This window comes from Sporosarcina sp. FSL W7-1283 (genome assembly GCF_038003105.1).
In the GTDB taxonomy this organism is placed as follows: domain Bacteria; phylum Bacillota; class Bacilli; order Bacillales_A; family Planococcaceae; genus Sporosarcina; species Sporosarcina newyorkensis.
This window is the reverse complement of sequence record NZ_JBBOOL010000001.1, coordinates 2,172,078-2,185,125: the sequence shown is the minus strand read 5'-3', so window position 1 is coordinate 2,185,125 and position 13,048 is coordinate 2,172,078. Positions and strand designations below refer to the sequence as shown.

12 protein-coding genes are annotated in these 13,048 nt (G+C 42.1%); 11 read left to right on the top strand and 1 reads right to left on the bottom strand.

Features of this window, described 5'->3' with window-relative positions; translation table 11 throughout:
• The first annotated feature begins 55 nt into the window (after positions 1-55).
• The 3 genes from pfkA to MKY93_RS10775 are packed head-to-tail and all read left to right on the top strand — an operon-like array spanning position 56 to position 3,258.
• Complete coding sequence (gene pfkA / locus MKY93_RS10785; protein ID WP_340759054.1) at positions 56-1,015, top strand: 6-phosphofructokinase; 960 nt, start codon at positions 56-58, stop codon at positions 1,013-1,015.
• Between the two features lie 43 nt (positions 1,016-1,058).
• The gene (gene pyk, locus MKY93_RS10780; RefSeq protein WP_009497665.1) at positions 1,059-2,819 is read left to right on the top strand and encodes a pyruvate kinase; all 1,761 of its coding nucleotides are present in this window, start codon (positions 1,059-1,061) and stop codon (positions 2,817-2,819) included.
• 55 nt (positions 2,820-2,874) lie between these two features.
• Positions 2,875-3,258 (top strand): FxsA family protein, encoded by a 384-nt coding sequence (locus MKY93_RS10775; RefSeq protein ID WP_340759053.1) that lies wholly within the window; start codon positions 2,875-2,877, stop codon positions 3,256-3,258.
• Here MKY93_RS10775 and MKY93_RS10770 read toward each other — a convergent pair.
• Positions 3,251-4,216 carry an AI-2E family transporter gene (locus MKY93_RS10770; protein WP_009497663.1) on the bottom strand — a complete coding sequence of 322 codons (966 nt, stop codon included), beginning with the start codon at positions 4,214-4,216 and terminating at the stop codon, positions 3,251-3,253. The genes MKY93_RS10775 and MKY93_RS10770 overlap by 8 nt on opposite strands.
• A gap of 182 nt (positions 4,217-4,398) precedes the next feature.
• On the opposite strand from MKY93_RS10770, the gene citZ reads away from it, so the two are divergent.
• From citZ to hflC, 8 genes are all read left to right on the top strand, one after another.
• On the top strand, positions 4,399-5,514 hold the full coding sequence (citZ, locus tag MKY93_RS10765) for a citrate synthase (RefSeq protein WP_040759263.1): 1,116 nt from the start codon (positions 4,399-4,401) through the stop codon (positions 5,512-5,514).
• A 72-nt stretch (positions 5,515-5,586) separates the two neighbouring features.
• Positions 5,587-6,855, top strand: coding sequence for an NADP-dependent isocitrate dehydrogenase (gene icd / locus MKY93_RS10760; RefSeq protein WP_009497661.1), 1,269 nt, complete (start codon positions 5,587-5,589; stop codon positions 6,853-6,855).
• Between the two features lie 256 nt (positions 6,856-7,111).
• A complete protein-coding gene (mdh, locus tag MKY93_RS10755; protein ID WP_009497660.1) occupies positions 7,112-8,050 on the top strand; it encodes a malate dehydrogenase in 939 nt (312 codons plus the stop codon).
• Positions 8,051-8,199: 149 nt separating this feature from the next.
• Positions 8,200-8,685: a MaoC/PaaZ C-terminal domain-containing protein gene (locus MKY93_RS10750; RefSeq protein WP_009497659.1), complete on the top strand. Its 486-nt coding sequence runs from the start codon at positions 8,200-8,202 to the stop codon at positions 8,683-8,685.
• Complete coding sequence (locus MKY93_RS10745; RefSeq protein WP_340759052.1) at positions 8,675-9,382, top strand: response regulator transcription factor; 708 nt, start codon at positions 8,675-8,677, stop codon at positions 9,380-9,382. The genes MKY93_RS10750 and MKY93_RS10745 overlap by 11 nt, the downstream gene beginning before the upstream one ends.
• Positions 9,383-10,801 (top strand): two-component system histidine kinase PnpS, encoded by a 1,419-nt coding sequence (gene pnpS / locus MKY93_RS10740; RefSeq protein WP_078816874.1) that lies wholly within the window; start codon positions 9,383-9,385, stop codon positions 10,799-10,801.
• An 80-nt stretch (positions 10,802-10,881) separates the two neighbouring features.
• The gene (gene hflK, locus MKY93_RS10735) at positions 10,882-11,859 is read left to right on the top strand and encodes an FtsH protease activity modulator HflK (RefSeq protein ID WP_078816873.1); all 978 of its coding nucleotides are present in this window, start codon (positions 10,882-10,884) and stop codon (positions 11,857-11,859) included.
• Complete coding sequence (gene hflC / locus MKY93_RS10730) at positions 11,856-12,878, top strand: protease modulator HflC (protein WP_340759051.1); 1,023 nt, start codon at positions 11,856-11,858, stop codon at positions 12,876-12,878. Before hflK ends, hflC begins: the two co-directional genes overlap by 4 nt.
• The last annotated feature ends 170 nt before the right edge of the window (positions 12,879-13,048 follow it).

The window sequence follows — 13,048 nt, the reverse complement described above, 5'->3', positions numbered from 1 at the left end:
ATAACCGCATCTTTTCATCCTTACATACTAATTTGATGTGAAAGGAGTGTGGAGAATGAGGAAAATTGCAGTGTTGACGAGCGGAGGCGACGCGCCTGGAATGAATGCGGCGATTCGTTCGGTTGTCCGGAAGGCGATATTTGAAGGTTTGGAAGTCGCAGGTGTATTCAATGGTTATCAAGGGTTGATTGATGGGAAAATTGAACAGTTCCAACTTGGGTCGGTAGGCGATATCATTCAAAGGGGCGGAACTGTTTTACGTTCAGCCAGATGTCCTGAATTCATGACAGAAGAAGGCCGCCAAAAAGCATTGCGACAGATTAAGCTTCACGGTATAGAAGGTATCGTGATCATCGGTGGTGACGGTTCTTTCCGCGGAGCTAATGAACTCGTCAAGCTGAATATACCGTGTGCTTGTGTACCGGCTACGATTGACAATGATATCAATGGCACAGAGTTTACGATTGGTTTTGATACTGCGCTCAACACGGTAATTGAAGCGATTGATAAAATCCGAGACACTGCCACCTCACATGAACGTTCATTTATCATAGAGGTCATGGGGCGGGATGCAGGTGACCTGGCGTTATGGGCCGGCCTTGGCGGCGGAGCGGAGTCCATTCTACTTCCTGAAAAGGAGTTTGACGTGACTTCAGTCGTCAACCGTATAAAGAAAAGTGCTGATCGTGGAAAAAAACACAGTATTATCGTTTTGGCTGAAGGGATGATGCCTGCAAATGAATTGGCGGAGATTCTAAAAAAAGAAGCTAATGTCGATACGCGTGTTTCTGTTTTGGGGCATATTCAGCGGGGGGGTTCACCATCTGCACGAGACCGCGTCATTGCCAGCCAATATGGCGCACGTGCGGTTGAAGCTCTGATGGAAGGAAAAAGAAGTGCTGCTATTGGTATGAGAAATCATAAAGTGGTAGACTATAATTTAGAGGAAGTCTTTACGAAGCGAGAAAAGTTAGATCTGTCATTATTGGATTTAGCTGAAACTTTATCCATTTAATTGTTATCACCAGAGTCTACATGACACAGAGGAGCGATAGTTAGTGAGGAAGACAAAAATTGTGTGTACAATCGGTCCAGCAAGTGAATCGTATGAATCACTGAATAAGCTGATTGACGCAGGGATGAACGTGGCACGTCTGAACTTCTCCCATGGCACCCAAGAAGAACATAAAGTACGTATCGAAAGAATTCGTAAGGCGGCTAAAGAAAGAGGAAAAGTCGTCGGGATTTTACTGGATACGAAGGGTCCTGAAATCAGAACACATAAAATGAAGGACGACCAAATCGAGCTAGTCAGAGGACAAGCAATCGATATTTCGATGGAGGAAGTGCTTGGGACTGAAGAAGTTTTTTCAGTCACGTATAAAGAGCTGATCAATGATGTAGATCGCGGTTCATTCGTACTTTTGGATGATGGACTGATTGAGCTGGAAGTTACCGGCAAAGATAATGACAAAGGGTTGATTCATACTAAAGTGATCAACGCAGGTCCATTGAAAAACAATAAAGGTGTTAACGTACCAAATGTTTCTGTACAGCTTCCGGGGATTACGGATAAAGACAAAGAAGATATTCTGTTTGGTATTGAGCAAGGAGTCGATTTCATTGCAGCTTCCTTTGTTCGACGCGCAGCAGATGTGATAGAGATTCGCGAATTGCTTGAAAACAATAATGGCGGACAGATCCATATTGTGCCGAAGATCGAAAATCAAGAAGGCGTCGACAATTTGGATGCAATACTTCAATTATCAGATGGATTAATGGTAGCTCGCGGAGACTTAGGCGTCGAAATACCGGCTGAAGAAGTTCCTTTGGTTCAGAAGATGATGATTAAGAAATGTAACCAGTATGGAAAGCCGGTTATTACGGCGACTCAAATGCTTGATTCCATGCAGAGAAATCCGCGCCCAACGAGAGCGGAAGCAAGCGACGTGGCGAATGCCATCTTGGATGGCTCTGATGCGGTCATGCTATCGGGCGAAACGGCAGCAGGGATGTATCCAGTAGAGTCTGTTAAAATAATGGATAAGATTGCAGTTTCTACAGAAGACTCCATGGACTTCCACTCGGTTGTTTCCTCCAGAACAAGAGGAAAAGAAGGAAACCTTACAGAAGCGATTGGACAAGCGGCTGCCTATACAGCTCTAAATCTTAATGTAAAAGTAATTTTGGCACCGACAGAAAGTGGTCAAACTGCTGAGATGATTGCGAAATACCGCCCAGGTGTTCCGATTATCGCAGTGACACGTTCTGAATCTGTTTCTAATAAACTGACACTCGTGTGGGGGGTATATCCTATCGTCGGCAAAAAAGCGTTGGATATTGATGGGATCCTCCAAGAATCTGTTGAAGAAAGTGTCAAGCATCAATACGTCACACATGGCGATGTCGTCATCATCACTGCGGGTGTTCCAGTTGGAGAAGCAGGTACTACCAACCTAATGAAATTGCATGTGATCGGTGATTTAATCGCACGCGGGCAAGGTATCGGTAAAAATGTGGCGTTTGGAAAAGCGAAAGTCATCAATTCGGCAAGGGAAGCACTGACTCAAATAGCTGAAGGCGACATCATCGTGACGAAATCAACTGATCGTGATATGTATGCAGCGCTTGAGAGATGTGCAGGTATTATCACAGAAACTAGCGGGCTGACGAGCCATGCAGCAGTAGTTGGTTTAAGTCTAGGTGTTCCTGTTATCGTCGGTGTTGAAAATGTAACATCAATAATTAAAAATGGAAGCGACATTACAATGGATGCAGCGAGCGGTGTTATCTACAACGGTCACGCGAAAGTATTGTAATTCATTCAGACCGCTGTTCTCATTATGAGAAGGCGGTCTTTTCGGAGGTTAATATATGAAATGGTTAGTAGGTCTATTCATCATTGTTCCAACTGCAGAGTTGGCTTTATTGATAGTTTCCGGTAAAACACTAGGAGTGCTTCCGACAATCTTAATCATACTTGTGACGGGGTTCGGAGGTGCCTATCTAGCGAAAAAACAAGGTTTTCGGGCTTGGCGAGATCTTCAATATCGCTTGGCGAATAGGGAAACACCTGGAAAAGCCTTGGTAGATAGTGTTTGTATATTTTTCGGCGGACTATTGTTGTTGATGCCTGGATTTTTGACAGACATCCTAGGATTTATATTGCTATTTAGCTGGCCGCGTAAAATTATATATCCATTTATTGTGAAGTGGATATACAACAAGATGAAAAACGGGCAAATTCGCGTTATGTGAAGGTAGGATGTTCTTTTACTTTCAAAGCTAAAAATAAAAAGAATGGTAAAAATATAATGCCGTAAATGCCAAATAAATAGACTGCACATGCAGTAATGAGAAACGAATGAACGGTTCTTAATTTGAAAGTATGAGCCCATAAAAAAGATTCAGTCATCTGCCTTGTGATGAGCAAAACGATATATAGAATGAGCAAACCGATTGCTAATTGTACGTGATCTATGTAAAACGCAAATGCAATCATTGGTAAAAAGACTAATCCAATTCCTAAAAAAGGAATACTGTCAACCATGGAAATTAAAAATGCTTTTGTCAAAAAAGAGTCGAAACCGAGCAACCAAAAACCGATACTCATGAGTGAAAAGGTAATGAAAAAAAGCCGGATTTGAACAGAAAAGAAATGCCCCATCAGGCTGCTGGCTTTTGAAAAAATACGTGTCGCAGCGGGGCGGAATTTTTTGGGGAAATAAACTAAAAACCAAAAGCGATTCTTCGCACTTTCTCGTAATGCAAAGAAATAAGCAATAACGAACATGAAGATGCTAAACAATTGTTGGAATAACTTTTGGAAAAAACTTAAAATTCCTTCCATTGCTTCATGACTGGACTGTATAAAGTTCTCTGATACTGCGTGAAAATCCAGCCCTTTGCTGTCAATCATCTCCAAGACTAAGACCAACTGATCTTCAACTGTCCAAAGAACTGAAATAAAGCCGTTCACCGAAAAGAAAACAAATGCGTACATTAAAAGCGCAAGGATGAACATAATGATTAAGGTAGCTAAAAAAGCTGGTAATTTAGTTAAAGATATTAAAGAGTTCACAAGCGGGGCAGTGAAAAAAGCTAAAATTATTGCGAAGCCAATAGGCGGGATGATCACTACAAACAGGACAATGAATAAAGCGGGTAACCATTGCCGTGAGTACGTTTGTAGGCGTTTAGAGTCGATCGATATCATAATTTCTGCCCGCTCCTTTCGAATAATTATAAACAAAAAACATCTTTACCATTCACAAAACTGTAAAAGTTGCTTATAATGGACATTGTAAGCGTTTTAGATAAAAATATAATTAGCAGATGGCCGTCATTCTGCACTCCGCATCCGGGGGATGGCCAGACTGGGAAGAAGGAGAGAATATCATGACAGCAACAAAAGGATTGGAAGGTATCATTGCGGCACAAACTCAAATCAGCTCCATTATCGATGACACACTTACGTATGTAGGGTATGGCATTGACGATCTAGCAGAGAACGCTAGTTTTGAAGAAGTAGTTTACCTCCTTTGGCATAAGCGCCTGCCAAGTGCAGACGAGCTTGCTGAGTTAAAACAGCAACTAGAAGAGCATGCGGAAATACCACAAGGAGTAATCGACCACTTTAAAACTTATCCAATCGACAAAGTGCATCCGATGGCAGCACTACGCACAGCAATCTCACTTCTTGGATTATACGATGATAAAGCTGAAGATATGTCACCTGAAGAAAATTACAAAAAGGCGATTAAACTTCAAGCAAAAGTTGCAACTGTTGTTACTGCTTTCGCGCGTATCCGTAAAGGACAAGAGCCAGTAGCGCCTAAAAAGGGCCTTAGCTATGCGGCAAACTTCCTTTACATGCTTTCTGGGGAAGAGCCTGCTGATATCGCGGAAGAAGCATTCAACAAAGCACTTGTGTTACATGCAGACCATGAATTGAACGCATCTACGTTCACAGCGCGTGTATGTGTCGCAACTCTTTCTGATATGTATTCTGGTGTAACTGCTGCAATTGGCGCTCTTAAAGGGCCGCTACACGGCGGAGCTAACGAAGCGGTTATGAATATGCTAATGGAAATTGGCGATGAGGAAAAAGTCGAGCCATATATTCGTGAAAAGCTAGCAAACAAGGAAAAAATCATGGGCTTCGGTCACCGTGTCTACCGCAAAGGTGATCCACGTGCGAAGCATTTACGTGAAATGTCTAAGAAATTAACTGCTCTTCGCGGTGAAGAAAAATGGTATAACATGTCTGAGAAAATCGAATCAATTGTAACAGGCGAAAAGAATTTGCCTCCAAATGTTGATTTCTACTCCGCTTCGGTATATCATTCATTAGACATCGATCATGATATTTTCACACCTATTTTTGCCGTTTCTCGTTTTTCAGGATGGATTGCACATATCCTGGAGCAATACGAAAACAATCGCTTGATCCGCCCACGTGCAGAATACGTAGGACCAGGCATGCAGAAATATGTTCCAATCAATGAACGATAAAAACTAGTAAATTTCGTGGGGCGGTATCTCGTATACCGGCCCACTGATTTTGAACTCAGGAGGATATCAATAATGGCTAATGATGGAAAGATTACAGTAACTAACGGTGTTTTAAACGTCCCAGATCACGCAACGATTCCTTTCATTATAGGCGACGGTACGGGTCCAGATATTTGGAACGCAGCATCACGCGTAATTGAAGCGGCTGTTGAGAAGGCTTATGACGGTAAAAAGAAGATTAATTGGTTAGAAGTTCTTGCAGGGGAAAAAGCATTTAATCAAACTGGTGATTGGCTTCCGAAAGAAACTCTCGACACAATTGACGAATATCTTATCGCGATTAAAGGACCGCTCACAACACCAATCGGTGGAGGATTCCGTTCATTGAACGTAGCTTTGCGTCAAGAACTTGATCTATACACTTGCTTGCGTCCAGTTCGTTATTTCGAAGGAGTACCTTCACCCGTGAAACGTCCTGAGGATTGTGACATGGTTATTTTCCGTGAGAACACAGAAGATATCTACGCGGGGATCGAGTACCAAAAAGGTTCTGACGATGCGAAAAAATTAGTTAACTTCCTTCAAACTGAGCTAGGTGTTGATAAGATCCGTTTCCCTGAAACTTCCGGTCTTGGAATCAAGCCGATTTCTGAAGAAGGAACGAAACGTCTTGTCCGTGCTGCGTTGAACTATACGATCAATGAAGGCCGTAAATCATTGACACTTGTTCACAAAGGTAACATCATGAAGTTCACAGAAGGCGCATTCGCAAGCTGGGGATATGAAGTGGCTGAAGAAGAATTCGGCGACAAAGTATTCACGTGGAAAGAATATGACCGTATCAAAGAAGCTGACGGCACTGAAGCAGCGAACAAAGCACAATCTGACGCAGAAGCTGCTGGTAAAATCATCGTAAAAGATGCGATTGCAGATATCTTCTTGCAACAAATCTTGACTCGTCCTAAAGAATTCGACGTAGTTGCTACAATGAACTTGAACGGTGACTACATCTCAGATGCACTAGCTGCACAAGTTGGCGGAATTGGTATCGCTCCAGGAGCGAACATCAACTATGTAACTGGACATGCAATCTTCGAAGCAACTCACGGTACTGCACCTAAATACGCTGGATTGGATAAAGTTAACCCTTCATCCGTACTTCTTTCAGGCGTTATGATGCTAGAACACCTTGGTTGGAATGAAGCAGCTAATTTAATCACAGCTTCTATCGAAAGCACAATTGCGTCTAAAGTCGTGACGTATGATTTCGCACGTCTAATGGACAACGCAACTGAAGTCAGCACATCTGGTTTCGCTGATGAATTAATCAAAAATCTATAAGAAATAATTAAGAGGGGGAATTCATTCTCCCTCTTTATCTACATTCAGCAACAGACTTTCACCTCTATAGGTGGCGGGAAGAAAGCTTTATATTTACTATTTAGCGGTGTTCAAACGCCTGCTGAATAAAGACGGAGCCTCCGGCGGATGTCACAGGTTTTGAAAGGAGTTAATCGAGCTTGCTCGATTCAAAATCTAGACGCAATTACACCGAGGCGTAATTGATAGTAAATTGTTCTGAAAAGGGGAGTTTTACATGTCATTGAAGCGTAAAAAAGTATCGGTTATCGGATCTGGTTTTACCGGAGCAACAACTGCATTTCTTTTGGCTCAAAAAGAACTTTGTGATGTCGTAATTGTGGATATTCCTCAGATGGAAAATCCAACAAAGGGTAAAGCATTGGACATGTTGGAGGCTGGTCCGGTTCAAGGTTTCGACGCAAATATCATAGGGACTTCTAATTATGAAGATACAAAGGATTCAGATGTCGTTGTCATCACTGCAGGTATTGCACGTAAACCAGGAATGAGCCGTGACGACTTAGTTCAGACCAACCAAAAAGTAATGAAATCAGTAACAGCTGAGATTGTGAAATATTCACCAAATACGACGATTCTAGTGTTAACCAATCCAGTTGATGCGATGACGTATACCGTTTATAGGGAATCTGGCTTTCCGAAAGAACGCGTAATCGGTCAGTCTGGAGTTTTAGATACTGCTCGTTTCCGTACATTTGTCGCACAAGAATTAAATCTTTCCGTAAAAGATGTGACTGGTTTTGTATTGGGCGGTCACGGGGATGATATGGTTCCGTTAGTGCGTTATTCAACAGCAGGTGGTGTACCGTTGGAAAACTTGATTTCTGCAGGCCGTCTGGAAGAAATCGTAGATCGGACGCGCAAAGGTGGAGCTGAGATCGTCAATCTTTTAGGTAATGGTTCTGCATACTATGCACCTGCCGCTTCATTAGTGGAGATGACAGAAGCAATCCTTAAAGATCAAAAACGTGTCTTGCCATCTATTGCATTTCTTGAAGGAGAGTATGGCATGGACGGTATATACTTAGGTGTGCCGACTGTGTTAGGTGCAGGCGGTATCGAAAAAATTATAGAACTGGAATTAACGGACGATGAAAAAGCGGGTCTTGAGAAATCAGCTGACTCTGTGCGTGCGGTAATGAATGTTCTGGCATAATGAATGTCTGAAGAAACGAGCAGCGAATGAAGCTGCTCGTTTTTTTATGTAACTCGATTTTTCGCAAAGAGATTGCTATACTTTAACTAATTGAATAGATCTTCGTTCGCTTTACTGAATAATCCGGAAGCATACTAGGGGGGATTTCTTTGTTGAAAGGTAAACGTATAACGATTGGGAAAGAAATGGCCGAGTTGGAAGTTGGAGAGAGGCTAAGCCTTACTGAGAAAATTGAGGATAAAGACTTAATGCTCTATTTAGGGCTGACAAATGATGCGAATCCGCTGTATATTCAGCATGACTATGCAGCTGAGACCATTTATGGACAGCCGATTGTGCCGCCGATTATGTTGACGGGTATCGTGACAGCTGCAGTTTCAAAGCACTTGCCTGGCCCGGGCGCGCACATCATCCGTCAACAACTACATTTTCCAAAGCCGGTATATCACTATGCGATTGTCGAGTTTTTCTTGGAAATTACTAAGTTGGAGCTCGCAACAAATCAAGTAACGATTTCAGTAGATGCGATCGATGACGAGGGAGAGTGTGTCATGAGTGGGGAAGTAGTCGTCAAGACGCCTGAAAAAACAAACACCGAACAATTGTCGAAAAAAGGAGTTATTAATGGAAACTAAACAACAGAAGGTATTGATCGTAGAAGATGAACAATCGATTCAAAAACTATTAGAATTTACTCTTAAGCAAGCGAATTATCACACAATCTTGGCCAGTGACGGTGAACAAGCTCTATCACTCGTTTTAGATGAAGAGCCCGATTTGATTATTTTAGATTTGATGCTTCCTAAAATTGAGGGCATAGAAGTGTGCAGAATGCTGAGAAAGCAAGATATTGAAACTCCGATCATAATGCTGACCGCAAAAGGCGAAGAGATGGACAAAATCATCGGTCTTGAGATGGGGGCAGATGATTATATGACAAAACCTTTCAGTCCACGCGAAGTGGCAGCTCGGGTAAAGGCGGTTCTTCGGCGTACCGGCGAAAAAAGGGTCCAAAAAACAAAAGAAGAAGTTCTAGAAGCAGGACAATTAGTCGTCTATCCTGAGCGTTTTGAAGTCTATCTCGATAAAAAACAATTAGATTTCACACCTAAGGAATTTGAGCTGCTCGTCTATTTCATGCGTCATACCAACCGTGTACTCACACGTGATCAGCTTCTTCAAGCTGTCTGGAATTATGATTTTGCGGGCGATACGAGAATCGTGGACGTCCATGTCAGCCATCTGCGCGATAAAATCGAAGAAAATACAAGAAAGCCTCGTTACATCAAAACGATGAGAGGGGTAGGCTATAAATTCGGAGAGCAAATTTAAATGAAGAACTATTATTCGAGCCTGCTCGCTGCGTCTGCGATAATTTTATCCATCTTATTAATTGTACTTGGAATTATCCTAGGTCAATTTTTTCACTTATTCGCAGAAGATGTAGACCCAATCATTCAACAAACGTATTGGGTCTTTCTTTTACTTACACTTGTATTAGTATTCATCGTCATGATGTTTGTGATGGCAAAATTACTCCAGCAATACGTTCAACCCATCGACCATTTTACGGATATCGCTCATCAGCTGGCTTCAGGTAACTACTTAGCGAGAGCTCAAGTGGAGGATGGTCATATGAATCAGCAGTTGACGATCACAATCAATCAGATAGCCAGGAATCTGCAAGAGAATTCGATTCTGCGTGCAATGGAACAAGAACGACTTAAGACATTGATCAGCAGTATCGGCAGCAGTCTTCTTGTATTTGGTCGGCAAGGCGCTGTCAATCTTGTAAACCGTGTGTTTGAAGAAACATTTCATCGAACTGGCGAAGATCTAATGGGGAAGACTTATAAAGATATCGGATTACCAGAAGATATTGAGAAGGAAATTGAAGCGATTTTTTTAACGGAAGAAGTACGCTCATTCCAATCAAAAATTCGTTTGGAAGGCGATATAGTTCATTTGGAAGTGTACGGCGCTCCAGTTATTGGGGAAAATGGGAATTGGCTAGGGATCGTTGTCATCATGCATGACATTACGGAGTTGATTCACCTTGAACAAATACGTAAAGATTTTGTTGCAAATGTCTCTCATGAATTGAAAACCCCTGTCACATCAATTAAAGGATTTTCTGAGATGCTATTGGATGGGGAACTTGAAGACTCTGCGCTTAAAAAAGAATTTCTTGAAATCATCTACAAAGAAAGTAATCGGCTCCAATTGCTAATTGAGGATTTACTTCGTTTGTCGAGTATGGAACGCGGAAGTTTTGAAATTACGAGTAAACCTGTAAATATGATTGAAGTTATTAAGCAATCTATCCAAATTGTTCAAACCAAGTTGCAGAAAAAAGATATGGAAGTTGTATTAAATATGCCGCAACAATTAATAATCCCTGCGGATCACGACCGTCTTGTACAAGTGATGGTCAATTTGCTGAATAACGCTATTGCCTATTCACGAGAGGAAACTACGATTACTGTATCGGTTCAGGAAGTATCTGACTTTGTCAATATTGATGTCAGTGACGAAGGAATGGGCATCACATCTTCTGAGCTGCCACGCTTGTTTGAGCGCTTCTACCGTATCGATCGTGCGAGAAGCAGGGAATCGGGCGGTACGGGACTTGGTTTGGCAATTGTTAAACACATAGTAGAAGCACATAACGGATCTGTTACGGTTGATAGTGAAATAGGGATCGGCACCACCTTTAAAGTACAGCTTCCAGTAAGTGAATCTAAACAATGATAGACAATTCTCTATTTCATTGAAACTAAATTGCCGGTTGTTCCGTAAAGTAACCATACAGAGAAAAGGGAGGAACAATTATGGGCACAAAACGAATCCTCGTGACACTGGGCTTAGTCATCACCGGATTATTGCTTTTATTAATCGTATTTACGACATGGTATACCGTTGACGAATCCGAACAAGCCGTCGTGATTTCATTTGGTCAAGCGGGTGAACCAGTCGTGGAGTCTGGCTTGCACTTCAAACTACCGTGGCCGATTCAACGGGCTGAAATTTTATCTAAAGAAACGTATAGTATCCACTTTGGCTACAAACAAGACAAAAGTGGTGAGATTGTCGATAAGGAAACGAAAATGATTACAGGTGATGAATACATAGTACTCACCGATCTAACCGTTCAATGGCGAATTGTCGATCCCAAAAAATATATTTTCAATGCTGAAGAGCCAATTGAAATTTTGCGGGATGCAGCTTCTGCTTCCATTCGCTCCGTCATCGGCAGTTCGACTATCGATGCAGCATTAACGGATGGAAAGGCAGAAATAGAGGCTAAAACACGCGATTTATTAACGAACCTGGTGGAAAGTTATGACATTGGAATTGCCGTTCAAGGCGTAAAACTGCAAGATGTAGAACTGCCAAATGCTGAAGTACGTGCTGCATTTACGGCCGTGACTGATGCAAGGGAAACGAAGAATACGAAAATTAACGAAGCAAAGAAATATGAAAACCAGAAAACAAAAGAAGCGATCGGTGAACGTGACGCGATCAAATCCGAAGCACAAGGTAAGAAGACCGCACGTATTGAACAAGCACGAGGGGATGTAGCGGTATTCAGTGATCTATATACCGAGTATGCGAAAAGCAAAGCAATTACGCGAGAGCGTCTGATCCTCGAAACGCTTGAACAAGTCTTACCTAAAGCAAATCTTTATATCATGAACGATAGCGGAGAAACAATGAAGTATTTGCCTATTCAACAGTTGCCGCAAGCCCCGCCTGTAGAGACTAAAGAGTCGGAGCAGCAAGCTGAGAAAGGAGAGAAAGCATCATGAGTAACGAGCAAAATCCTTTCAAAAAAATAGAAGAAGCGATGAAGAAAATGAGTGAAAATGAGAAAAATAAAACCGATCAGAAAAGACCGGCAACTGATCCTAAAGTAAAAGTTATCAAACCGAAAAAAACAGTCAATATCAAACGTTATACGAAATTAATCGTAATGCTGACCGCCGCATTTGCTGTGCTGGTCATCCTGCTTTCCAATTTGTTCATCGTCAAAGAGAATGAATACCGGGTCGTTCGTCAGTTCGGTGAAATTACCAGGATCGTCAAAGACCCGGGTATTAATATGAAAATACCATTTATTCAAAGTGTCTCGACTTTGCCTAAAAACCAAATGACGTATAACGTGCAGGAAGCAGAAATCACTACTAAGGATAAAAAGCGGATCATCATCGACAACTATGCAGTCTGGCACATCACAGATCCTGCAAAGATGATTTCAAACGCCCGGAACATCGTTAACGCGGAAGCACGGATGGAGGAATTCATTTATTCAGTAGTCCGAAATGAAATGGGGCGCCTGGATTACGTGGATGTCGTCAATGACGAAAACTCAGGACGCGGAAGTTTAAACGACCGCGTTACAGAGAAGGTCAATGACTTCCTAGCTGAAGGAAACTTTGGAATCGAAGTCGTCGATGTCCGAATGAAACGCATCGACTTACCTGAAGAGAACGAGCAATCCATATACACACGCATGATTTCAGAACGTCAATCGACCGCACAATCCTATTTGTCGGAAGGGGACGCGGAAAAACGTAAAATCGAAGCAGAAACGGATCGAGAAGTACAGGAAATGTTGGCGAAAGCAAAAAAAGAAGCAGCCATTGTGACAGCACAAGGGGAAGCAGAAGCTGCAAAAATCTATAACCAAGCTTTCTCGAAAGATCCTGAATTCTACAAGCTTTATCGAACGCTTCAATCTTATTCGAAAATCGTGAATGACGAAACGGTAATCATCCTTCCATCCGATTCACCATATGCGAAGCTATTAACTGGATATTTACAATAATAATAAGTGCGTCATTTTCATTTACAGTTGCCGAATGGTAAACTAAATGAAAATGACGTGTTTTTAATTCAAAAGCGGAAAGCGCCGTCTAGCCTCGACAGGCACTGGAAGCTTTAAAATAAAGGCGCTTTTTGCCTTTATCTTTAAGACTGAAGTGTCCCGAGAGGCTG